This is a genomic window from Franzmannia pantelleriensis (assembly GCF_900102875.1).
GTDB lineage: Bacteria > Pseudomonadota > Gammaproteobacteria > Pseudomonadales > Halomonadaceae > Franzmannia > Franzmannia pantelleriensis.
This window is the reverse complement of record NZ_FNGH01000009.1, coordinates 155,101-176,373: the sequence shown is the minus strand read 5'-3', so window position 1 is coordinate 176,373 and position 21,273 is coordinate 155,101. Positions and strand designations below refer to the sequence as shown.

Genomic DNA, 21,273 nt, shown 5'->3' with positions numbered 1-21,273 from the left:
GTGATCGCCTTCGAGCACGTCGGCAAGCGCTACGGCGGGCGCTTCGAGGCGCTGGCCAATATCGACTTCCAGGTCGAGCGCGGCGAGATGCTGTTCCTGACCGGCCACTCCGGCGCCGGCAAAAGCTCATTGCTGCGCCTGATCATGCGCCTCGAGCGGCCGTCGCGTGGCCGGGTGCTGGTCGCCGGCCACGACATCAACCGTCTGCACCACTCCCAGGTGCCGTTCTATCGCCGCCAGATCGGCGTGGTCTTCCAGGATCACCAGCTGCTGTTCGACCGCTCGATCTACCACAATGTAGCGCTGCCGCTGGAGATCCAGGGCGTCGAGCCCCGCGAGGCGGCGCGGCGGGTGCGTGCGGCGCTCGATAAGGTCGGCCTGCTGCACCGTGAGAAGGCGCTGCCCATCGAGCTATCCGGCGGTGAGCAGCAGCGCGTCGGCATTGCCCGGGCGGTGGTCAACAAGCCGTCGCTGCTGCTCGCCGACGAGCCGACCGGCAACCTCGACCCGCAGCTCTCCGCCGACATCATGACCCTGTTTGAAGACTTCAATCGGATCGGTACCACGGTAATGATCGCCAGCCACGACCTGGCGCTGATTGCGCGCCTGCGCCACCGCGTGCTGCAGCTGCGTGAAGGCCGCCTGGTGGCTGACCAGGAGGCGGCATGAGCGGCAGTGCCCAGCCAGCGCCGCGGCGCGGAGCCCGCAGCCATCAGACGCGCACCAGCAGCCGGCTGCGCAGCTGGCTGCGCCACCATCGTGCGATGTGCTTCGACAGCGCGCGGCGACTGCTGCGTCACCCGCTGGGTAGTCTGCTGACCATGCTCGCCATCGCCATTGCCCTGGTGCTGCCGGCGGCGCTGTGGCTGGTGCTGGATAGCGCCCGGCTGCTCGACGCCGAGCTCGATGAAAGTGCGACCCTGACCGCCTATCTCGAGGCCGGTGTCGACGAAGCCCAGGCCATGCGCATCAACGAAGCGCTAGGCGCCCACCCCGAGGTGAATGCCACGCGGCTGATCACTGCCGCCGAGGGCATGGCCGAGTTTCAGGAGTCGCTGGGGCTGGCCGATGCCCTGGGGCGCCTCGAGGACAACCCGCTGCCGGCCAGCGTGGTGGTCTCGCCGCGAGAGACCCGGCCGGAGGCGGTGCGCGCGCTGGCCGGGGATCTCGAGGGCGTCAGCGGTGTCGACGAGGTGCGTCTTGACCTTGCCTGGATCGAGCGCCTGGCCCAGCTTGCCGAACTGGGACGTCGGGTGGCGCTGGCGCTGGCGATACTGTTCGGGCTTGGCGTGCTGCTGATCGTCGGCAATACCATTCGTCTGGCGGTGGAGAGTCGCCGCCAGGAGATCCAGGTAGTGACGCTGATCGGTGCTACCCACGCCTTTGTGCGCCGGCCATTTCTCTACAGCGGTGCTTGGTACGGCCTCGGCGGCGGGCTGCTGGCCTGGGCGCTGCTGAGCCTGGGCGGGCAGTGGTTGGCGGCACCGGTGACGGCGCTGGCCGAGAGCTACGGTGCGCACTTCAGCCTGCCGCGACTGGATGCCGCGGGCTCGGCAACTCTGCTATTTTCGAGTACACTATTGGGTCTGCTGGGGGCATGGATCGCGGTGAGTCGACACCTCGCCGAGATGCGTCCCGAGTAGTCGGCGCAACACCGCTGCGCTATCCGATTGGCACGGCCAATGGGAACTTTTCAGGCCAGGCACGGTCATAAGCGTCGATAGTTAGGCAGCTAAGTGTGGTCGTACGGTTATCCATCGTCACGTACCGGCATTCATCGAAGTAGGCAATCTTGGAGACCCTCGTCATATGAGTACCAGTCTTCAGCCTGTTGGTCATCTCTCCCCGGGCCACGACCTGAATGGATATATTCAGGCGGTAAACGGCATTGCCGTGCTGTCTGCAGAGGAGGAGCGCGAACTGGCGTTCCGCTTGCATGAACACAGCGACCTGGAGGCTGCGCGCCGCCTGGTCATGTCGCACCTGCGTTTCGTGGTGCACATTGCCCGCAGTTACTCCGGCTATGGCCTGCCCCAGGCCGACCTGATCCAGGAAGGCAACGTCGGCCTGATGAAGGCGGTCAAACGCTTCGACCCGAATCAGGGCGTGCGCCTGGTCTCCTTCGCCGTGCACTGGATCAAGGCCGAGATCCACGAGTTCGTGCTGCGCAACTGGCGTATCGTCAAGATCGCTACCACCAAGGCGCAGCGCAAACTGTTCTTCAATCTGCGCAGTGCCAAGAAGCGCCTGGCCTGGCTCAACAATGACGAAGTCGACGCCATCGCCAAGGATCTCGACGTTAAGCCCGAAGTGGTGCGCGAGATGGAAGGGCGACTGACCGCCTACGATGCCGGCTTCGATGCCTCGCCCAGCGATGACGACGAGCAGAGCTATCAGGCGCCGGTGCACTTCCTCGACGACGCCCGCTTCGATCCGGCGACCCAGCTCGAAGACAGTGACTGGGAAGAGGACTCGACGCGTCGCCTACAGCTGGCCCTGGAAGAGCTCGACGAACGCTCACGCGACATTCTCCAGCGCCGCTGGCTCAACGAGCCCAAAGCGACGCTGCACGAGCTGGCCGACGTCTACGGCGTCTCCGCCGAACGCATCCGGCAGCTCGAGAAGAACGCCATGAACAAGATCAAGCGGCAGATCGGCGATGCGCTGGTGGCCTGATGGCCGGAACTCTCCGATGCGCCGCTAAACGCCCGGGCCCTATGGCTCGGGCGTTTTCGTTGAGGGCGCTTAGGCCCGCGCCAGGCTGGGCACGTCCATCAATAGCTGCGCCGAGAGCAGCTGCCACTGGTCCTCCCAGTACTCGGTGGGGCGGCGGCGAAAGTCGCTGCGCACGTACTGCGAGATGCGCCCTTCAGCGTGGGCCATCAGCAGGTTGGCGGCCGCCGAGGCGGGCAGGCTGGGGCGGCGCTGCTCGCGCAGCTCGGCTTCGCGTAGCACCTGCTTGAGCTGGGTCTCGAGTCGCTCGAAGAGCTGGTGGATACGCAGCCGCAGGCGCGCGGTCTCGCCGGTCAGTGCATCGCCGCCGAGTAGCCGGGTAAGACCGGGGTTCTTCTCGGCGAAACCCAGCAGCAGGGTCAGGATCTGCTGGCAGCGCGGAAGCGCGTCCGGGGTCTCGTCGAGGATGCGCCGGATCCGCTCGAACAGGGTCTCCTCGATGAACTCGATCAGCCCCTCGAACATCCGCGCCTTGCTCGGGAAGTGGCGGTAGAGCGCTGCCTCGGAGACGCCTACCTGGCGCGCCAGCGCGGCGATGGTGATGCGCTTGCCGCTGTCTTCTTCGAGCATCAGCGCTAGCGCCTGGAGCACCTGCTCCCTGCGGTTCGTTTTCGAATTTTCCTGCGTCATGATGTTCTTCTAATGATCCCGTTGTCCGCACATCCTACTGTCGCCCTCGCGGCGGGGCAAACCCGCCGCGCGTTGGATCGCGGAGGCTTACTCGCCGGCTGCCCCGGTCTCGAGAATCTGGGTGCCGACCCCGGCGTTGGTGAAGATCTCCAGCAGCGTAGCATGGGGCACGCGGCCGTCGATGATATGCGCGCTGGCGACGCCGCCCTTGACCGCCTCGAGGGCGCAGCGGATCTTCGGCAGCATGCCGCCGTGGATGGTGCCATTGGCAATCAGCGCATCGACCTGCTGGGTCGACAGGCCGGTGACCACCTCGCCCTCGGCGTTCATCAGGCCGGCGACGTTGGTCAGCAGCATCAGCTTCTCGGCGCACAGCGCCTCGGCGACCTTGCCGGCCACCAGGTCGGCGTTGATGTTGTAGCTGTGGCCTGCGTGGTCGACGCCGATCGGTGCGATCACTGGAATGAAATCGCGCTCGGCGAGCATCTCGATCAGGTCGGTGGAGACATGCTCGACCTCGCCGACGTGGCCGATGTCGATGATCTCCGGGGCGGTCATCTCGGGTGTCTGATGCTCCACCTTGAGCTGGCGCGCACGAATCTGCGAGCCGTCCTTGCCGGTCAGGCCGATGGCCTTGCCGCCGGCCTGGTTGATAAGGTTGACGATGCCCTTGTTGACCAGCCCGCCGAGCACCATTTCCACCACGTCCATGGTTTCGGCGTCGGTGACCCGCATGCCGTTGACGAAGCGCGACTCAATCTTGAGCTTGGCCAGCAGGTCGCCGATCTGCGGCCCACCGCCGTGCACCACCACCGGATTGATGCCGACTTCCTTGAGCAGCACCATGTCGCGGGCGAAGGAGTCGATCAGGGTATCTTCGGTCATGGCGTTGCCGCCGTACTTGACCACCACGGTCTTGCCCGAGAAGCGCTGGATATAGGGCAGCGCCTCGGAGAGCACCTCGACGGTCAGCTGCGGGGCGCGGGTCTGTTGATCGGTCATCGAAGGTCCTTGTGTCTAACGGGTCAGTAGGGCAGCTCGACGTCCGGGGCGACCTGAGTCAGCGCCGCGCCGAACTGGGCCTGGATGCGCGCGAGGGCAGCCTCGCTCTTGCCCTCGAAGCGCAGCACCAGCACCGGGGTGGTGTTGGAGGCGCGGCACAGCCCCCAGCCGTCGGGGTAGTCGACGCGGATGCCGTCGAGGGTGGTCTTGATGCCGTCGTCGCCGAAGTCGCCCTCGCGCGCCAGGCGCTCGACGATGTCGAACTTGGTCTCGTCGGTCACCGTGATATTGAGCTCCGGAGTGCCGAGGTCCTGGGGGAAGCGGTCGAAGTAGGCGTCGGCATCATTGCCCTGCTTGGCGAGGATCTCCAGCAGCCGTGCGGCGCCGTAGAGCCCGTCGTCGAAGCCGTACCAGCGCTCCTTGAAGAAGATATGGCCGCTCATCTCGCCGGCCAGCAGGGCGCCGGTCTCCTTCATGCGCGCCTTGATCAGCGAGTGCCCGGTGCGCCACATCTCCGGGGTGCCGCCGGCGGTCTCGATCACCTGGGCCAGATTGCCGGTGCACTTGACGTCGAAGATCACGCGGGCGCCCGGGTTACGGGACAGCATGTCCTCGGCGAAGGCCATCATCAGGCGGTCGGGGTAGATCAGCTCACCGGCGGGGGTGATCACGCCCAGGCGGTCGCCGTCACCGTCGAAGGCCAGGCCGATGTCGGCGCCGGTCTCCTTGACGGTGCGGATCAGATCGACCAGGTTCTCGGGCTTGCCGGGGTCTGGGTGGTGGTTGGGGAAGGTGCCGTCGATCTCGGCGAACAGCGGGATCATCTCGGCGCCGAGCTTTTCGATCAACTTGGGGCCCAGCTCACCGGCCACGCCGTTGCCGCAGTCGACCACTGCCTTGAGCGGACGGGAGAGGCTGACATCACCGAGAATGCGCTCGAGGTAGGCGTCGCGCACGTCCTCTTCGCGCACGCTGCCCTGGCCGTCGCTCAGCTCGCCGTCAACGAGGCGCTGGTAGAGGGCGGTGATGGCGTCCCCGGACAGCGTCTCGCCGCCTAGCACGATCTTGAAACCGTTGTAGTCGGGCGGGTTATGACTGCCGGTGACCATCACCCCGGACTGGGTCCCATCGAGCACGTGGGTGGCGTAGTAGAGCACCGGGGTCGGCACCATGCCGATATCGATCACGTCGCGGCCGGTGGCGGTCAGGCCACGGGTCAGGGCGGCGCTGAGGCGCGGCCCGGAGAGTCGCCCGTCGCGGGCCACGACCACCGTCGATTCGCCGCGGGCGGCGGCTTCGCTGCCGATGGCGCGGCCGATGAGCTCGACGCTCGCCTCGGTCAGGGTCTCGTCGACGATACCGCGGATGTCGTAGGCGCGGAAGATCGAGGCCGGGACGCTGGCATTCTGTGTAGGGCTCATGGGCAACTCCTTTTTGCGTTATCCAGAAGTCAGTGGCGACCGGAGCTACCGAAGCCGCCGTCGCCACGCAGGCTGGTGTCGAAGTCGTCGACGACCTCGAGTTCGGCCTGTATCACAGGCACAAGCACGTACTGTGCCAGGCGCTCGAAGGGCTCGAGGGTGAAGGCCGCGCTGCCGCGGTTCCACACCGAGATCATCAGCTCGCCCTGGTAGTCGGAGTCGATCAGGCCGACCAGATTGCCGAGCACGATGCCATGTTTATGCCCCAGGCCGGAGCGCGGCAGGATCATGCCGGCTAGGCCTGGGTCGGCAATATGCACGGCGAGGCCGGTGCGCACCAGTTCGCACTGGCCGGGGGCCAGCGTCAGCGGCGCGTCGAGCAGGGCGCGCAGGTCCATGCCGGCGGAGCCCTGGGTGGCGTAGTGGGGCAACGGAAACTCACGGACCCGCTGGTCGAGGATCTTGACAGCGAGGCGGGGACGGTCTGCGGGTGCGGTCATGGTGTGTCCTGAGCGTACTAGTCGCTAGCCTGCCGGGCGGAGAGCCGCTCCAGCAGATGGTGGAGGATGGTGTCGGCCAGTTCGGCCTTGGTAAGCGTCGCCGTCTGGTGACGCCCGGGTGTCGTCGAATCGGCTTGCCGCCACAGCAGCAGGGCGGCGTTGTGGTCGGCACCGAAGCCCTGGCCGGCCAGCGACACGTCGTTGGCCACGATCATGTCGAGGCCCTTGCGGGTCAGCTTGTCGTGAGCGTAATGCTCGAGATCCTGGGTCTCGGCGGCAAAGCCCACCACCAGGGGGCGCTGGGCGGACGGCAGCGCGGCCACGGAGGCGATGATGTCGGGGTTCTTGACCAGTTCGAGGGTCAGGCCCTCGGCGGCGTCGCGCTTCTTTATCTTGTGTTCGGCGGGCGCTGCGGCGCGGTAGTCGGCCACTGCGGCGCAGCCGATAAAGGCGTCGCTGTCCACTGCCAGACGCAGCGCGGCGGCGTGCATCTGTTCGGCGGTCTCGACGTCGAGACGCTCTACCCCCGGCGGCGTGGTGAGGCTCACCGGGCCGCTGATCAGTCGCACCCGGGCGCCGAGGCGCGCCGCGCTGGCGGCTAGCGCGTAACCCATCTTGCCGGAACTGTGATTGGTCAGGTAGCGCACTGGGTCGAGGGGCTCGCGCGTCGGCCCGGCGGTCAGAGTGAGGGTCAGTCCGGCGGCGGGGCCTGCTACGCCCGGGTCGGTAGCGAGTGCGGCGACGATCTCCTCGGGCTCGATCATGCGCCCGGGGCCGACATCGCCACACGCCTGGTCGCCGGCGTCGGGGCCGAGCAACTGCCAGCCGTCAGCGGCAAGGCGTTCGGCGTTGCGCTGCGTGGCTGGATGGCGCCACATCGCCTGGTTCATGGCGGGTGCCATCACACGCTTGGCGTCGCTTGCCAGGCTCAGGGTAGTCAGCAGGTCGTCGGCGTGGCCATGAGCGAGGCGCGCCATCAGGTCGGCGGTGGCCGGGGCGATCAGCAGGGTGTCGGCCCAGCGCGCCAGTTCGATGTGACCCATGCCGGCTTCGGCGTCGGGATCGAGCAGCGAGGTGCGCACCGCTTCGCCGGTCAGCGCCTGCAGCGTCAGCGGGGTGATAAAGGCCTGGGCGCCGTCGGTCATGACCACCCGGACCTCGGCGCCGGCCTTCTTCAACAGTCTGGCGAGATGGGCGCTCTTGTAGGCGGCGATGCCGGCACTGATGCCGAGCAGGATGCGCTGGCCGAGTAGCGATGACATGGCAGCTTCCAAGCAGCTGAGGGAGAGCCGCTTACCTTACCATTGGCGCCGCTTCTTGCGTAGCCGGGCGGCATGCGTATGGCGCGCTACACTGAATGGGGAAACGCTTATATTCATACGTCGCCAGTTGCCGACAGGCTGTCGCAGGTGGCGGATCATTGCGCATGACGGAGCAGGGAGGCGCCGATGTCGATTCGTGACTGGCCGGAAGGGGAGCGACCGCGGGAAAAACTGCTGGCACTGGGCTCGGAGGCGCTGTCGGATGCCGAGCTACTGGCGATCTTTCTGCGCGTGGGGGTTAAGGGGCGCTCGGCGGTGGACCTGGCCCGCGACCTGCTGGGGGCGTTCGGCGGCCTGCGCCAACTGCTGGAGGCGGAGTGCGAGCGCTTCTGCGCCGAGCACGGCCTGGGCGAGGCCAAGTACGTGCAGCTGCAGGCGGTGCTCGAGCTGTCACGGCGCCACCTGGCCAGCCAGCTCGAGCGCGGCGGGGCGCTGACCTCGCCGAGCCTGGTACGGGCGTTTCTCTCGGCGCACCTGCGCCACCTTGGCCACGAGGAGTTCGCGGCGCTATTCCTGGATACCCAGCACCGGGTGATCCGCTTCGAGTCGCTGTTTCGCGGCACCCTGGACAGCGCCTCGGTCTATCCGCGGGAGGTGGCGCGACGGGCGCTGGAATTGGGCGCCGGGGCGATCATCTTCGCCCACAATCATCCCTCCGGGGTCGCCGAGCCCTCCGATGCCGACCGGCGCATCACCGAGCGGCTGACCAATGCGCTCGACCTGTTCGAAATTCGCGTGCTGGACCATTTCGTTGTCGGTGACGGTGAGGTAATATCCTTCGCCGAACGCGGGTGGCTCTAGCGACGCGGTTGGCGGTGCGGGACGGCAGCGTTTTCCGCAGTCAGCAGCATCGCTCGGAACTGATCCGGCGACAGGCCTGCGAGGAGGCGCTGTAAACCCGTCCCTGGGCGCTACCTTGCGCCCTGCTGCGCTCACGCATCCTGCTTCGCTTGCAGGACCGGAGCTGGCCATCCTTGGCCAGCTCGTTCGGAGCAGTGCTCCGAACCCATGGCGCAAACCTCCTCTTCGACCTGTCCCCGGCGTTCCTCGCTACGAGAGTGCGGCACTGCAAGAGTGCGCAATATTTGGCACGCTGCTTGCCGTTCGTCGTGGCGTCTGGTATAAAGTGCACCCTTTGAATTCCCTTGGGTTAAATAAGGGGGCAGGCAGCGGTTATCAGCCGTTCTACCGGCCCGGTTTGCCCGACAGGTTTTGAACACTCAGGTCTTGAACACCTGGCCAAGCGGTTGGAGGCTCCCATGTCCAAAGTATGTCAGGTTACCGGCAAGCGCCCGGTGACTGGTAATAACGTATCGCACTCCCAGCGCAAGACGCGTCGTCGTTTCTTGCCGAACCTGCACTCCCACCGTTTCTGGGTGGAGTCCGAGAAGCGCTTCGTCAAGCTGCGCATCTCCTCCAAGGGCATGCGTATCATCGACAAGAAGGGTATCGAGGCCGTCATCGCCGATATCCGTAAGCGCGGCGACCGCGTTTAAGCGAATTCCAGGGAGAACGAGTCATGCGCGACAAGATCAGAATGGTGTCCAGCGCCGGTACCGGCCACTTCTACACCACTGACAAGAACAAGCGGAACACCCCGGACAAGCTCGAAATGAAGAAGTTCGACCCGGTGGTTCGCAAGCACGTGATGTACAAGGAAGCCAAGATCAAGTAATTGATCGGCGCTCCTCCGCAGGCGCGAGCCTGACGCTGAACCCGGCCCGGTGCCGGGTTTTCGCGTCTCTGGCCACACCCCAAGGCCACCGCTGAATCGTTGCATGCCCGATACGAGATGCCGTTATGCCTGAGCTGCCCGAGGTAGAGACCACCCGCCGAGGCCTTGCCCCCCACATTGAGGGGCGTGAGATTCGCGAGGTGATCGTGCGCGAGCGTCGTCTGCGCACGCCGGTGCCTGACGGCCTGGAAAACGCCCTGGTCGGTGCCCGTATCGGTGATCTGGGGCGTCGTGCCAAATACCTGCTGGTGCCGCTGTCGGGCACTGAGCCCGCAATCGAGCGCACGCTGCTCTGGCATCTCGGCATGTCCGGGAGCCTGCGTATCGCGCGCCTCGGCGAGCTGCCGCGCAAGCACGATCACCTGGACCTGGTGCTCGACGGTGGCGCCATCCTGCGTTACCACGACCCGCGCCGCTTCGGCTTCGTCGACTGGCTGGCCGGCAGCGTGCTCAGCGACCCGCGGCTGGCGCGCCTGGGCCCCGAGCCGCTATCGCCGGATTTCGACGGGGAGCGGCTCTACGCCCTCTCTCGAGGCAGGCGGGTCGCGGTCAAGCCGTTCCTGATGGACAACGCCGTGGTGGTCGGGGTAGGCAATATCTACGCCAGCGAAGCGCTGTTCCTGGCCGGCATCGATCCGCGGCGGGCCGCCGGACGGATCTCGCTGGAGCGCTATCAGCGTCTCGCCGAGGCCGTGCGCGAGGTGCTGGCGGCGGCTATCACCCAGGGCGGTACCACCCTGCGCGACTTCGTCAGCGGCACCGGCGAGCCGGGCTACTTCGCCCAGCGACTCAACGTCTACGGCCGCGACGGCCAGCCGTGCCGGCGCTGTGGCGCCGAGCTGCGTCTGATCACCCTCGGCCAGCGTGCCAGTGTGTTCTGCGGCCACTGTCAGACCTGATGGCGATACTCGATTGCCGTCATAGAGTCCACGGGTAACCGAAAAGCTTCGCGTGAATGCTAGAATGCCCTATCAGCTTGATTCCTATGGTTGGAGATATCCGTGACTGAACGCCTGCGCTTGAAGAAGAATGCCGACCGCCGCCTCAAGGCGGGGCATCTGTGGCTCTACTCCAACGAGGTCGATATCGAGGCCACGCCGCTCAAGGAGTTCGAGCCCGGTGCCCAGGCGGTGATTGAGGCTGCCAACGGCAGGGCGATGGGGGTGGCCTACGTTAACCCGCATTCGCTGATCTGTGCGCGAGTCGTATCCCGCGACCCCGATGTACGCCTCGACCGCTCGCTGCTGGTGCACCGCTTCAAGCAGGCGCTGGGGCTACGGCAGCGCCTGTATGCCAAACCCTTCTACCGGCTGGTACACGGCGAGGGCGATCTGCTGCCTGGACTGATCGTCGATCGCTTCGACGACGTGCTGGTGGTGCAGCTCAATACGCTGGGCATGGAGCGACTCGGCGAGGAAGTGATTGCGGCCCTCGACAAGGTACTATCACCGCGCGCCATCGTGTTCAAGAACGACTCCTCCGGACGCCGTCAGGAGCAGCTCGAGCGGCATGTCGAGGTGGTCCAGGGAGAGCTGCCCGAGCAGGTACTGCTCGAGGAGAACGGGGTGCGCTTCGTGGTACCCGTGCTGGATGGCCAGAAGACCGGCTGGTTCTACGACCACCGCGCCAATCGCGCCTGGCTCAACGGCCTGGTGGCCGGCAAGCGCGTGCTCGATGTATTCAGCTACGTGGGTGGCTGGGGCGTGCAGGCCGCGGCCAGCGGTGCCAGTGAAGTGCTGTGCGTCGATGCCTCCGGCGAGGCGCTGGAGCGGGTGGCCGAGAATGCCGCGCTCAACGGCGTGGCCGAGCAGGTGGCGATCGGCGAGGGCGATGCCTTCGAGGCGCTGGCCGCGCTCAAGGCCGATGGTGAGCAGTTCGATGTAGTGATTCTCGACCCGCCGGCGTTCATCAAGAAGCGCAAGGACATCCCCAACGGTGAGCGCGCTTACTCGCGGCTCAACCGCGAGGCGATGCGTCTGCTGGGCCGCGACGGCCTGCTGTTGTCGGCGTCGTGCTCCATGCACCTGGCGCCGGAGCGGCTGATCGAATGCGTGCGCGGCGCGGTGCGTCACCAGGACCGCCATGGACAGGTCATCTACCAGGGCCATCAGGGGCCGGATCATCCGGTGCATCCGGCGATTCCCGAGACGGCCTATCTGAAAGCGCTTGGCGTACGCGTCTTCCGCGACTAAGTGGCATGGCGGAATTCGATTACGTTCGTGTCTTCGCCCACTCCAATGGGCTGCTGGTCAGCCACCTGCACAACGTGCTGAGTGCCGCGGACATTCCCGCCGAGCTGCGCAACATGACGCTGGGCGGCGGAGCGGGCGAGCTGCCGCTGGGTGAGTGCGAGCCCGAGGTGTGGGTGGCGCCGCACAACGTCGAGCGTGCCAGGTGGCTGATCCACCAGAGCCTCGAAGGTGCCGAGCCGCCGGCACCGGTCTGGACCTGCCCGGGCTGCGGCGAGCGCCTCGAAGGCGTCTTCGATGCCTGCTGGCAGTGCGGCACCGCCAAGCCATAGGAGTACTGTCGAGCATGCAGTGGGACCTGCCCAGCCCGTATATCTTGCCGATCGAGGTCGCGGCCTCGGCCATCGACGCCTACGGCCACGTCAACAACATCGAGTACCTGCGCTGGATCGAGGCAATCAGCTGGCAGCACTCTGCCGAGCTAGGCCTGGACCTGGCGCGTTACCGCGATCTCGATCGCGGCATGGCGGTGCACCGTCATGAACTCGACTACCTGGCGCCGGCGCTGGCCGATGAGCGCCTCGAACTCGCCACCTGGATCGTCGCCTGCGACGGCCGCCTGACCCTGACCCGGCGCTTTCAGCTGTGTCGCCCGGCTGATGGGCGTACCCTGTTGCGGGCGCGCACCCGCTTCGCCTGCATCGAACTCTCCAGCGGTCGGCCGCGGCGTATGCCGGCAGAATACGTTGCCGGCTATGGCAGCGTGCTGGTTGAAGAGAAAGATGTGTCGTAAGAAGGGTTTCTTGCCAAATATTTTCCCGTGATAATGAAGTGGTCTTGGCTTCCTTGCTGAATTTTATCGTGATTTTATCGTGATCGTGCGCCTGTGCTGTAATCAGGGTAGCGTCGAATCGTATCCCGCTCATCGCACAGGAGGTCATTATGCAGGTCGCCGTCCCCAAGGAGATCAAGAACCACGAATACCGGGTTGCCCTGACCCCCACCGGTGCCCGCGAGCTGAGTGGCCGCGGCCACACGGTGGTGGTACAGGCCGGAGCCGGCGACGGTGCCGGCTTCAGCGATGCCGACTATCAGGCCGCCGGTGCCAGCATCGAGACGGACGTGGCCAAGGTGTGGGAATCCGCCGAGTTGATCCTCAAGGTCAAGGAGCCGCAGCCCGAGGAGGTTGCCCACCTCACACCCGAGCAGACCCTGTTCACCTACCTGCACCTCGCCGCCGAGGAGTCGTTGACCCGTGGCCTGATGCAGAGCGGTGCCACCTGCATTGCCTATGAGACCATCACCGGTGCCGATGGCGGCCTGCCGCTGCTGGCGCCGATGAGCGCGGTGGCTGGTCGCATGGCGATTCAGGCTGGCGCCCACAGCTTGGAGAAGGCCCAGGGCGGCGCTGGGGTGCTGCTGCCCGGGGTGCCGGGCGTGGCGCCGGCCAAGGTCACGGTGATCGGCGGCGGCGTAGTCGGCGAGAATGCCGCGCGCATGGCGCTGGGACTGGGAGCCGAGGTGACCATTCTCGATAAATCCCTGGCGCGCCTCGAGGTGCTCGATGACCGCTATCAGGGGCGTATTCGCACTGTCTACTCCACCGCCGATGCCCTGGACAAGGCGGCCCGTGAGTCGGACCTTGTCGTCGGCGCAGTACTGATCGCCGGGGCCGCCGCGCCCAAGCTGATCACCCGCCAGATGCTCGCCGACATGAAGCCCGGTAGCGTGCTGGTCGACGTGGCCATCGACCAGGGCGGCTGTTTCGAAACCAGCCGCGCCACCACCCACGCCGACCCGACCTATATCGTCGACGGCATCGTTCACTACTGCGTGGCCAACATGCCCGGCGCGGTGGCGCGCACCTCCACCCAGGCGCTGACCAACGCCACCATGCCGTTCGTGCTGGCGCTGGCCGACAAGGGCTGGCAGCAGGCGCTGGCCGACGACCACCACTTCCTGCCGGGGCTCAACGTGCATGCCGGCCAGGTCACCTATCGCGCGGTGGCCGAGGCCTTTGGGCTGGAGTATGTCGACCCTGCCGGGCTAGTGAAGTAACGCGGAGTTGGGGTGTCACCAGCGTGAGCGGCGCCGGGGGATGCCACCGACATTACTGAAGGCCCGGGGACAGGCCGGAGAGGGGGGGGGCGATGCCATGGATGGCATCGGTAGCGCCCAGGGACGGGTTTACAGCGCCCCCTCGCAGGCCTGTCGCCGGTGCCTTAACCACGAGGTAGGTGGCCACCGCCTTACATTCACGCTAGGCACTCATGCCTCGGTCGCCTTGATCCGGGCCGCGCGTTACCATAGCGGCATTTCCGACCACGAGAGTCCGCTTTCCATGAGTGCAGTTTCCGATAAGACCCGCGTGCTCACCGGTATTACCACCACCGGCACGCCTCACCTCGGCAACTACGTCGGCGCCATCAAGCCGGCGATCGCCGCCAGTCAGGACCCCAGCGTACAGTCCTACTACTTCCTCGCTGACCTCCACGCGCTGATCAAGTGCCAGGAGCCGCAGCGGGTTCAGGAATCGCGCCTCGAGATCGCCGCCACCTGGCTGGCGCTCGGGTTGGATACCGACAACGCCATCTTCTACCGCCAGTCGGACGTGCCCGAGATTACCGAGCTGACCTGGATGCTCTCCTGCGTCTGCGCCAAGGGGCTGATGAACCGCGCCCACGCCTACAAGGCGGCGGTGGCCGACAACGAGGCGGCCGGCAACCAGGACCCCGACAAGGGCATCACCATGGGGCTGTTCGGCTACCCGGTGCTGATGGCCGCGGATATCCTGATGTTCAATGCCCACAAGGTGCCGGTGGGCCGCGACCAGATCCAGCATATCGAGATGGCTCGTGACATCGCCGGGCGCTTCAACCACCTCTACAAGGGCGACTACTTCACGCACCCCGAGGCGGTGGTCGATGACAAGGTCGAGGTGCTGGGCGGGCTCGACGGGCGCAAGATGTCCAAGAGCTACAACAACACCATCCCGCTGTTCGTCTCCGAGAAGAAGCTCCAGAAGCTGGTGCGCAAGATCAAGACCAACTCGCTGGAGCCCGGCGAGCCCAAGGACCCGGATAGCTGCACCCTGTTCCAGATCTACTCAGCCTTCGCCAGCGCCGAAGAGAGTGCCGCCATGCGCCAGGAGTACGCCAACGGCATCGGCTGGGGCGAGGCCAAGAACCGCGTCTTCGAGCATCTCAATGATCACCTGCGCGAGCCGCGTGAGCGCTACCAGGCGCTGATGGATGACCCGGGGCATATCGAGCAGGTGCTGCACAAGGGGGCCGAGCGCGCCCGCGCCGAAGCGGCGCCCTTCATGGATCGTATGCGCCAGGTAGTGGGGCTAGGCCGCTTCATCTAAGCCGCTGGGCCGGACGATGACTTCCCTCAGGGGCGCCTGGGGGAGGTTTTATATTCTTGGGAAATGCTTGTGATAGTCGTTATGCATTTTCTTTATCCTGAGTAAAATACTAACGTACTGCCGGTTAGGGGATACCCCTTCAGCAAGCCCTTTCACGGGAGGAAAGCATGATGCAAACAGTGGCTACCCAGCGCTTGGCGCCGGTCACGCAGCTAGCCGCCGGGCTGCTGCTGCTAGGTGCCCTGGCGGTAGGAAGTGTCTTCGAGGCGCGCACCGGCCTGTTGATGGTGGTGGGCGGCCTGTTTGGCATGGTGCTTTACCACGCGGCCTTCGGTTTCACCGCCGCCTGGCGGGTGCTGATTACCGAGCGTCGCGGCCGCGGCCTGCGTGCACAGATGGTCATGCTGGCCATTGCGGTACTGCTGTTCTTCCCGGCGCTGGGTGCCGGCAGCTTGTTCGGCAACCCGGTGACAGGGTTCGTTGCGCCGATCGGGGTCTCGGTAGTATTGGGTGCTTTCCTGTTTGGGCTCGGCATGCAGCTCGGCGGTGGCTGCGCCTCGGGTACGCTGTTCACCGCCGGCGGCGGTAACGCACGCATGCTGATCACCCTGCTGTTCTTCATCATCGGCTCGTTGATTGGTAGCGCCCACTTTGCCTGGTGGCAGAGCCTGCCGGCCTTCCAGCCGGTGTCGCTGGTGCAGACCGCGGGGGCCGGGGGCGGCATCGCCATCAGCCTGGCGCTGTTCGCGGCGATCGCTGCCATTACCGTGGTCATGGAGAAGCGCCGCCATGGCCAGCTCGAGGAGGCGCCCCGCGTCGAGATGCGCGAGCGGCGCTGGCTGACCGGCCCCTGGCCGCTGCTTGCCGGTGCCGTGGCGCTGGCGCTGCTCAATTTCGTCACTCTGGCGCTGGCCGGGCGCCCCTGGGGCATCACCTCGGCCTTCGCACTATGGGGCGCCAAGGGCTTCGAGTTCCTCGGCGGCGATGTCTCCGGCTGGGGTTACTGGCAGTCACCGGCCAATGCCCAGGCGCTCCAGGCCAGCGTGTGGAGCGATGTCACCACGGTGATGAACGTTGGCATCATGCTTGGCGCGTTGGTCGCCGCGACCCTGGCCGGTCGTTTCGCACCTAATTTCCGCATCCCGCTCAAGTCGGTGGCGGCGGCGGTGATCGGCGGGCTGATGCTCGGCTACGGGGCGCGCCTGGCGTTCGGCTGCAATATCGGCGCCTATTTCAGCGGTATCGCCTCGGGCAGCCTGCACGGCTGGGTATGGCTGGTGGCGGCCTTCGCCGGCAATATGCTGGGCGTCAAGCTGCGGCCGCTGTTCTTCGAAGGAGAGGCGGGGCGGCGCCCCACGGCCAAGAGTTGCTGAAGGTAGGCTGTCACACGCAACGCGCCCCGGCTCGCCGGGGCGCGTTGCGTATGGGGGAGGGCAACGTGTCGAAATGGCAGGTAGAATGGCGCCATTCATGCGCCGCCAAGAGCGCTCGACCTTCCGCCCAACATCGTGAGACGAGAGAGATGACGCAACCCGCCAAGCGCCCACTGTACGTGCCCTATGCCGGCCCCTCGCTGCTCGAGATGCCGCTGCTCAACAAGGGCAGCGCTTTCACCCTCAATGAGCGCATCGCCTTCAATCTGATCGGACTGCTGCCGCAGAACGTCGAGTCCATCGAGGAGCAGGCCGAGCGCGCCTATCGCCAGTATCGCCTGTGCCAGAACGATCTCGATCGGCACATCTACCTGCGCGCGATCCAGGACGACAACGAAACGCTGTTCTTCCGCCTGCTCGAGGAGCACCTCGAGGAGATGCTACCGATCATCTACACCCCCACCGTGGGTGAGGCGTGCGAAGAGTTTTCCAATATCTATCGTAATCATCGTGGGCTGTTCATCAGCTACCCGGATCGCGAGTACATGGATGACATCCTGCGCAGCGCCACCAAGGACAACGTCAAGGTCATCGTGGTCACCGACGGCGAGCGCATCCTCGGTCTTGGCGACCAGGGCATCGGCGGGATGGGGATTCCGATCGGCAAGCTGTCGCTGTACACCGCCTGCGGCGGGATCAGCCCGGCCTATACGCTGCCGATCACCCTCGACGTGGGCACCAACAACCAGGCGCTGCTCGACGACCCGATGTACATGGGCTGGCGCCATGAGCGCGTGTCCCAGGCCGAATATGACGCCTTCATCGCCGACTTCATGGCAGCCGTGAAGCGCCGCTGGCCCAAGGTGCTGCTGCAGTTCGAGGATTTCGCGCAGACCAATGCCATGCCGCTGCTGGACCGCTATCGTGACCAGCTGTGCTGCTTCAACGACGATATCCAGGGCACTGCCGCGGTGTGTGTCGGCACCCTGCTGGCGGCCTGCAAGGCCAAGGGCGAGAAGATCAGCGAACAGCGCGTGGCCTTCGTTGGCGCCGGCTCGGCGGGCTGCGGCATCGCCGAGCAGATCGTGCTGGCGATGCAGGATGAGGGGCTAGGCGAGCGGCAAGCGCGGTCGCAAATCTTCATGGTCGACCGCCATGGCCTGCTGACCCGCGACATGGACGGCCTCTACGACTTCCAGGCGCGTCTCGCCCACGACCCGGACGAGTGGCAGGGCACGACGCTGCTCGACGTGGTCGCCCAGGCCAAGCCGACGGTGCTGATTGGCGTCTCCGGCCAGCGCGGGTTGTTCAGCAAGGAGGTAATCCAGACGCTGCACGCCGGCTGCACCAAGCCGCTGGTGATGCCCCTCTCCAACCCGACCTCCAAGGTCGAGGCGACGCCGGAAGAGATTCTGGTGTGGACCGAAGGCCAGGCCCTGGTGGCCACCGGCAGCCCGTTTTCGCCGGTGGAGTTCCGCGGCAAGCAGTACCCGATTGCCCAGTGCAACAACTCCTATATCTTCCCCGGTATCGGCCTTGGGGTGATCGCGGCGCGCGCCTCGCGGGTCACCGATGGCATGCTGATGGCGGCCTCTAACGCGCTGGCCAAGGGCGCGCCCATGGTCCAGGAGGGCAAGGGGCCGCTACTGCCGCCGCTGTCCGAGATCCGCGAGATCAGCAAGGCGATCGCCTTCGACGTGGCCAAGCAGGCCATGGCCGAAGACGTGGCGCTGACCTGCGACGACGACACGCTGCGCGAGGCCATCGAGGCCAACTTCTGGTACCCGCGCTACCGCGAGTATCGGCGCAAGGCGTTCTGATCAGGAGTCTCAGTCCGCCCTGATGGCAGCGGGGGAAAACGCGAACACGCTGTGAATCCATCCCTGGACGCTCCATTTTTCATCTGACCGCCATGGATGGCGGAAATGTCGAAATGGCATGGAGCGCTTTTCGACCTTGAAAAATGAGGTTCGCTAACTCCATGCCCCGCTGCCTGGAGCTAGGTGCTTCGGGCTGACGCTTGCCGCTTGGTACCCCAAGCTCCCGACACAAAAACGCCCAGCCGGCTAACCGGCTGGGCGTTGTCGTGGTAGCGCCGCTCAGGCGCCGCGGCTAGCGACTCAGGCGCTGCCGATCATCTTGCGCAGCACATAGTGCAGAATGCCGCCGTGCTGGTAGTAGGCCAGCTCGTTGGCGGTATCGATGCGGCACAGCGCCTCGAGCTTCTTCTCGCCCTTGTCGCTGCTGATGGTCACCTTGACCGGACAGCCGGGGCTAAGCTCGCCTAGCCCCTCGATGGAGATCGTCTCGTCGCCGGTCAGGCCCAGCGACTCACGGCCCTCGCCCTCGGGGAACTGCAGCGGCACCACGCCCATGCCTATCAGGTTGGAGCGGTGAATGCGCTCGTAGGACTCGGCCAGCACCGCACGCACACCGAGCAGGCGCGTGCCCTTGGCGGCCCAGTCGCGGCTGGAGCCGGAGCCGTACTCCTTGCCGGCCACTACCACCAGCGGCGTCCCTTCCTGCTGGTATTTCATCGCCGCGTCGTAGATCGCCAGCTGCTCGCCGCTCGGCACGTGGCGGGTGAAACCACCCTCGACGTCGTCGAGCATCTCGTTTCTGATCCGCACGTTGGCGAAGGTGCCGCGCATCATCACTTCGTGGTTGCCGCGCCGCGAGCCGTAGGAGTTGAAGTCCACCGGCTTGACGCCGTGCTCCTGCAGGTAGCGCCCGGCGGGGCTATCGGGCTTGATCGCGCCGGCCGGCGAGATGTGGTCGGTGGTAACCGAGTCGCCGAGCATGGCCAGGATGTGCGCGTCCTTGACGTCTTCCGTGGGTTCAGGCGTCTTGCCCATGCCCTCGAAGAAGGGGGGATGCTGTATGTAGGTCGACTCGGGCCATTCGTAGACCTCGCTCTGCGGCACGTCGATGGCCTTCCAGACGTCGTCGCCGTCGAAGACCTCGGCGTACTCCTTGCGGAACATCTCGGTCTTGACCTTTTCTACCGCCGCAGCGATCTCGGCCTGGGACGGCCAGATATCCTGCAGATAGACCGGATTGCCGTCGGCGTCCTCGCCGAGGGGCTCCTTGGAGAGGTCACGGCGCACGTTGCCAGCCAGGGCATAGGCCACCACCAGCGGCGGCGAGGCCAGCCAGTTCGTCTTGACCTGTGGGTGCACCCGTCCTTCGAAATTGCGGTTGCCGGAGAGCACCGAGGCCACGGTAAGATCGCCCTCATCGACCGCCTTCTCGATGGTCTCGGGCAGCGGCCCGGAATTGCCGATGCAGGTGGTGCAGCCGTAGCCGACCAGGTGGAAGCCCAGGGCGTCGAGATCTTCCTGCACGCCGCCTGCGGCAAGGTAGTCGGTGACCACCTTGGAGCCAGGGGCCAGCGACGTCTTGACCCAGGGCTTGGTGCTCAAGCCTTTCTCGCGAGCCTTTCGCGCCAGCAGGCCGGCAGCCATCATCACGCTGGGATTGGAGGTGTTGGTGCAGGAGGTGATGGCGGCGATCACCACGGCGCCGTGGTCGAGCGTGAACTGCTCACCTTCGTAATCGACGTCCTGACTATCGGCGTTCTCATAGCTCTGCTCGATGCCCACCGCGGTCTGACCGCCTTCCGAAAACAGGCGACCTTTCTCGGTGTTCGATACTTCGTTCAAGCGGTCGCCCATCAGCGCCTCGAAGGTGCGCTTCATATCGGTCAGTGCAACGCGATCCTGGGGGCGCTTGGGGCCGGCCAGGCTGGCCTCGACCTCACCCATGTCGAGGTGCAGGGTGTCGCTGAAGATCGGTTCGGCGCCGGGTTCGCGCCATAGTCCCTGGGTCTTGCTGTAGGCTTCGACCAGCGCGATCTGGGCATCGTCGCGGCCGGTCAGGCGCATGTAGTTGAGGGTTTCCGCATCGACCGGGAAGAAACCGCAGGTGGCACCGTATTCCGGGGCCATGTTGGCGATGGTAGCGCGGTCGGCCAGCGGTAGATCGTCGAGGCCGTCGCCGTAGAACTCGACGAACTTGCCGACCACGCCCTTCTTGCGCAGCATCTCGGTGACCGTCAGTACCAGATCGGTGGCGGTGATGCCCTCGCGCAGCTTGCCGGTCAGCTTGAAGCCGATCACCTCGGGAATCAGCATCGACACCGGCTGGCCGAGCATGGCCGCCTCGGCCTCGATGCCACCCACGCCCCAGCCGAGGATGCCTAGGCCATTGATCATGGTGGTATGCGAGTCGGTGCCGACCAGGGTGTCGGGGTAGGCGAGGGTCTTGCCGTCGACGTCTTTGGTCCACACCGTCTTGCCCAGGTACTCGAGATTGACCTGGTGACAGATGCCGGTGCCTGGCGGCACTACGCGGAAGTTATCGAAGGCGTCCTGTCCCCAGCGCAGGAACTCGTAGCGCTCGCGGTTGCGCTCCATCTCGATGGCGACGTTGTCGCGGAAGGCAGTGGGGTTACCAAACTTGTCGACCATCACCGAGTGGTCGATGACCAGGTCCACCGGCGACAGCGGGTTGATGCGTGCCGGATCCTCGCCGAGGGATGCTACTGCGGCGCGCATTGAGGCCAGGTCGACGACCCCGGGTACGCCGGTGAAGTCTTGCATCAGGACGCGTGCAGGGCGGTAGCCGATTTCGCGGCTGGAGCGGCCTTCCCGCTGCCAGTCGACCAGCGCCTGCATGTCTTCGATGGCAACGCTCTCGTCGTCGGCAAAGCGTAGCTGGTTCTCGAGCAACACCTTGAGCGTCATCGGCAGGCGCTCGATATCGCCCAGCGCCTCTGCTGCCTTGGGCAGGCTGTAGTAGTGGTAGGTCTGCCCGCCGGCCTCTAGCTGGCTAAGGGTGTCAGGGGTCGTGTGGCTCATGGTCTCCTCCTCATGAAGAGCGATGGCGCCCATCCGGGACGCACGAAAGCGCGGTCACTGGGGTCTGTTGATGTTTCATCGCGAACCGCGTTAGCGCGGCCGTGAGCGAAACGTCAATAGACCCTAGTATCACATGGTTATG

At 65.7% G+C, this 21,273-nt stretch carries 20 protein-coding genes; 14 read left to right on the top strand and 6 right to left on the bottom strand.

All coding sequences use genetic code 11. The features are described 5' to 3' along the window. From ftsE to rpoH, 3 genes are all read left to right on the top strand, one after another. Complete coding sequence (ftsE, locus tag BLT16_RS12985; RefSeq protein WP_089658937.1) at nt 1-669, top strand: cell division ATP-binding protein FtsE; 669 nt, start codon at nt 1-3, stop codon at nt 667-669. After that, entirely contained in the window at nt 666-1,643 is a 978-nt protein-coding gene (gene ftsX, locus BLT16_RS12980; protein WP_089658936.1) for a permease-like cell division protein FtsX, read from the top strand. The genes ftsE and ftsX overlap by 4 nt, the downstream gene beginning before the upstream one ends. Before the next feature lie 166 nt (nt 1,644-1,809). Further along, nucleotides 1,810-2,676: an RNA polymerase sigma factor RpoH gene (gene rpoH / locus BLT16_RS12975; protein ID WP_089658935.1), complete on the top strand. Its 867-nt coding sequence runs from the start codon at nt 1,810-1,812 to the stop codon at nt 2,674-2,676. 69 nt (nt 2,677-2,745) lie between these two features. On the opposite strand, the gene slmA is transcribed toward rpoH, so the two are convergent. From slmA to coaBC, 5 genes are all read right to left on the bottom strand, one after another. Then, on the bottom strand, nt 2,746-3,363 hold the full coding sequence (gene slmA, locus BLT16_RS12970) for a nucleoid occlusion factor SlmA (RefSeq protein WP_089658934.1): 618 nt from the start codon (nt 3,361-3,363) through the stop codon (nt 2,746-2,748). Between the two features lie 87 nt (nt 3,364-3,450). Beyond that, nucleotides 3,451-4,365: an acetylglutamate kinase gene (gene argB / locus BLT16_RS12965; RefSeq protein ID WP_089658933.1), complete on the bottom strand. Its 915-nt coding sequence runs from the start codon at nt 4,363-4,365 to the stop codon at nt 3,451-3,453. Nucleotides 4,366-4,388: 23 nt separating this feature from the next. Next, complete coding sequence (locus BLT16_RS12960) at nt 4,389-5,786, bottom strand: phosphomannomutase/phosphoglucomutase (RefSeq protein WP_089658932.1); 1,398 nt, start codon at nt 5,784-5,786, stop codon at nt 4,389-4,391. Nucleotides 5,787-5,815: 29 nt separating this feature from the next. Beyond that, on the bottom strand, nt 5,816-6,286 hold the full coding sequence (gene dut / locus BLT16_RS12955) for a dUTP diphosphatase (protein WP_089658931.1): 471 nt from the start codon (nt 6,284-6,286) through the stop codon (nt 5,816-5,818). Nucleotides 6,287-6,303: 17 nt separating this feature from the next. Beyond that, a complete protein-coding gene (gene coaBC, locus BLT16_RS12950; RefSeq protein ID WP_089658930.1) occupies nt 6,304-7,548 on the bottom strand; it encodes a bifunctional phosphopantothenoylcysteine decarboxylase/phosphopantothenate--cysteine ligase CoaBC in 1,245 nt (414 codons plus the stop codon). A 186-nt stretch (nt 7,549-7,734) separates the two neighbouring features. Here coaBC and radC point away from each other — a divergent pair, with 186 nt between their 5' ends. The 11 genes from radC to BLT16_RS12895 all read left to right on the top strand — a co-directional run bounded on the left by radC (nt 7,735) and on the right by BLT16_RS12895 (nt 18,092). Next, complete coding sequence (gene radC, locus BLT16_RS12945) at nt 7,735-8,409, top strand: RadC family protein (RefSeq protein ID WP_089658929.1); 675 nt, start codon at nt 7,735-7,737, stop codon at nt 8,407-8,409. 458 nt (nt 8,410-8,867) lie between these two features. Beyond that, entirely contained in the window at nt 8,868-9,104 is a 237-nt protein-coding gene (gene rpmB, locus BLT16_RS12940) for a 50S ribosomal protein L28 (protein WP_076746270.1), read from the top strand. Between the two features lie 23 nt (nt 9,105-9,127). Then, the gene (rpmG, locus tag BLT16_RS12935) at nt 9,128-9,283 is read left to right on the top strand and encodes a 50S ribosomal protein L33 (RefSeq protein ID WP_021819788.1); all 156 of its coding nucleotides are present in this window, start codon (nt 9,128-9,130) and stop codon (nt 9,281-9,283) included. A gap of 125 nt (nt 9,284-9,408) precedes the next feature. Then, nucleotides 9,409-10,242, top strand: coding sequence for a bifunctional DNA-formamidopyrimidine glycosylase/DNA-(apurinic or apyrimidinic site) lyase (mutM, locus tag BLT16_RS12930; RefSeq protein ID WP_089658928.1), 834 nt, complete (start codon nt 9,409-9,411; stop codon nt 10,240-10,242). Between the two features lie 102 nt (nt 10,243-10,344). Further along, on the top strand, nt 10,345-11,535 hold the full coding sequence (locus BLT16_RS12925; RefSeq protein ID WP_089658927.1) for a class I SAM-dependent rRNA methyltransferase: 1,191 nt from the start codon (nt 10,345-10,347) through the stop codon (nt 11,533-11,535). 5 nt (nt 11,536-11,540) lie between these two features. Then, nucleotides 11,541-11,864 carry a putative signal transducing protein gene (locus BLT16_RS12920; RefSeq protein ID WP_089658926.1) on the top strand — a complete coding sequence of 108 codons (324 nt, stop codon included), beginning with the start codon at nt 11,541-11,543 and terminating at the stop codon, nt 11,862-11,864. Nucleotides 11,865-11,878: 14 nt separating this feature from the next. Further along, nucleotides 11,879-12,325: an acyl-CoA thioesterase gene (locus tag BLT16_RS12915; RefSeq protein WP_089658925.1), complete on the top strand. Its 447-nt coding sequence runs from the start codon at nt 11,879-11,881 to the stop codon at nt 12,323-12,325. Nucleotides 12,326-12,474: 149 nt separating this feature from the next. Then, a complete protein-coding gene (gene ald / locus BLT16_RS12910; protein ID WP_089658924.1) occupies nt 12,475-13,590 on the top strand; it encodes an alanine dehydrogenase in 1,116 nt (371 codons plus the stop codon). Nucleotides 13,591-13,873: 283 nt separating this feature from the next. After that, complete coding sequence (locus tag BLT16_RS12905) at nt 13,874-14,899, top strand: tryptophan--tRNA ligase (protein WP_089658923.1); 1,026 nt, start codon at nt 13,874-13,876, stop codon at nt 14,897-14,899. A 170-nt stretch (nt 14,900-15,069) separates the two neighbouring features. Further along, the gene (locus BLT16_RS12900) at nt 15,070-16,272 is read left to right on the top strand and encodes a YeeE/YedE family protein (RefSeq protein WP_089658993.1); all 1,203 of its coding nucleotides are present in this window, start codon (nt 15,070-15,072) and stop codon (nt 16,270-16,272) included. 149 nt (nt 16,273-16,421) lie between these two features. Next, nucleotides 16,422-18,092: an NAD-dependent malic enzyme gene (locus BLT16_RS12895; RefSeq protein ID WP_089658922.1), complete on the top strand. Its 1,671-nt coding sequence runs from the start codon at nt 16,422-16,424 to the stop codon at nt 18,090-18,092. A gap of 300 nt (nt 18,093-18,392) precedes the next feature. Here the strand turns inward: BLT16_RS12895 and acnA are convergent, their stop codons facing one another. Further along, complete coding sequence (gene acnA / locus BLT16_RS12890; RefSeq protein WP_089658921.1) at nt 18,393-21,131, bottom strand: aconitate hydratase AcnA; 2,739 nt, start codon at nt 21,129-21,131, stop codon at nt 18,393-18,395. Between the last annotated feature and the right edge of the window lie 142 nt (nt 21,132-21,273).

What these genes read in the sequence shown, in the direction of transcription:
- dut (WP_089658931.1), bottom strand. Translation starts at nt 6,286, where the DNA reads ATGACCGCACCCGCAGACCGTCCCCGCCTCGCTGTCAAGATCCTCGAC.
- coaBC (WP_089658930.1), bottom strand. Translation starts at nt 7,548, where the DNA reads ATGTCATCGCTACTCGGCCAGCGCATCCTGCTCGGCATCAGTGCCGGC.
- BLT16_RS12895 (WP_089658922.1), top strand. Translation starts at nt 16,422, where the DNA reads ATGACGCAACCCGCCAAGCGCCCACTGTACGTGCCCTATGCCGGCCCC.
- acnA (WP_089658921.1), bottom strand. Translation starts at nt 21,131, where the DNA reads ATGAGCCACACGACCCCTGACACCCTTAGCCAGCTAGAGGCCGGCGGG.
- argB (WP_089658933.1), bottom strand. Translation starts at nt 4,365, where the DNA reads ATGACCGATCAACAGACCCGCGCCCCGCAGCTGACCGTCGAGGTGCTC.
- BLT16_RS12920 (WP_089658926.1), top strand. Translation starts at nt 11,541, where the DNA reads ATGGCGGAATTCGATTACGTTCGTGTCTTCGCCCACTCCAATGGGCTG.
- BLT16_RS12915 (WP_089658925.1), top strand. Translation starts at nt 11,879, where the DNA reads ATGCAGTGGGACCTGCCCAGCCCGTATATCTTGCCGATCGAGGTCGCG.
- ftsX (WP_089658936.1), top strand. Translation starts at nt 666, where the DNA reads ATGAGCGGCAGTGCCCAGCCAGCGCCGCGGCGCGGAGCCCGCAGCCAT.
- rpmB (WP_076746270.1), top strand. Translation starts at nt 8,868, where the DNA reads ATGTCCAAAGTATGTCAGGTTACCGGCAAGCGCCCGGTGACTGGTAAT.
- rpoH (WP_089658935.1), top strand. Translation starts at nt 1,810, where the DNA reads ATGAGTACCAGTCTTCAGCCTGTTGGTCATCTCTCCCCGGGCCACGAC.
- slmA (WP_089658934.1), bottom strand. Translation starts at nt 3,363, where the DNA reads ATGACGCAGGAAAATTCGAAAACGAACCGCAGGGAGCAGGTGCTCCAG.
- rpmG (WP_021819788.1), top strand. Translation starts at nt 9,128, where the DNA reads ATGCGCGACAAGATCAGAATGGTGTCCAGCGCCGGTACCGGCCACTTC.
- BLT16_RS12900 (WP_089658993.1), top strand. Translation starts at nt 15,070, where the DNA reads ATGCAAACAGTGGCTACCCAGCGCTTGGCGCCGGTCACGCAGCTAGCC.
- radC (WP_089658929.1), top strand. Translation starts at nt 7,735, where the DNA reads ATGTCGATTCGTGACTGGCCGGAAGGGGAGCGACCGCGGGAAAAACTG.
- BLT16_RS12905 (WP_089658923.1), top strand. Translation starts at nt 13,874, where the DNA reads ATGAGTGCAGTTTCCGATAAGACCCGCGTGCTCACCGGTATTACCACC.
- ald (WP_089658924.1), top strand. Translation starts at nt 12,475, where the DNA reads ATGCAGGTCGCCGTCCCCAAGGAGATCAAGAACCACGAATACCGGGTT.
- BLT16_RS12960 (WP_089658932.1), bottom strand. Translation starts at nt 5,786, where the DNA reads ATGAGCCCTACACAGAATGCCAGCGTCCCGGCCTCGATCTTCCGCGCC.
- mutM (WP_089658928.1), top strand. Translation starts at nt 9,409, where the DNA reads ATGCCTGAGCTGCCCGAGGTAGAGACCACCCGCCGAGGCCTTGCCCCC.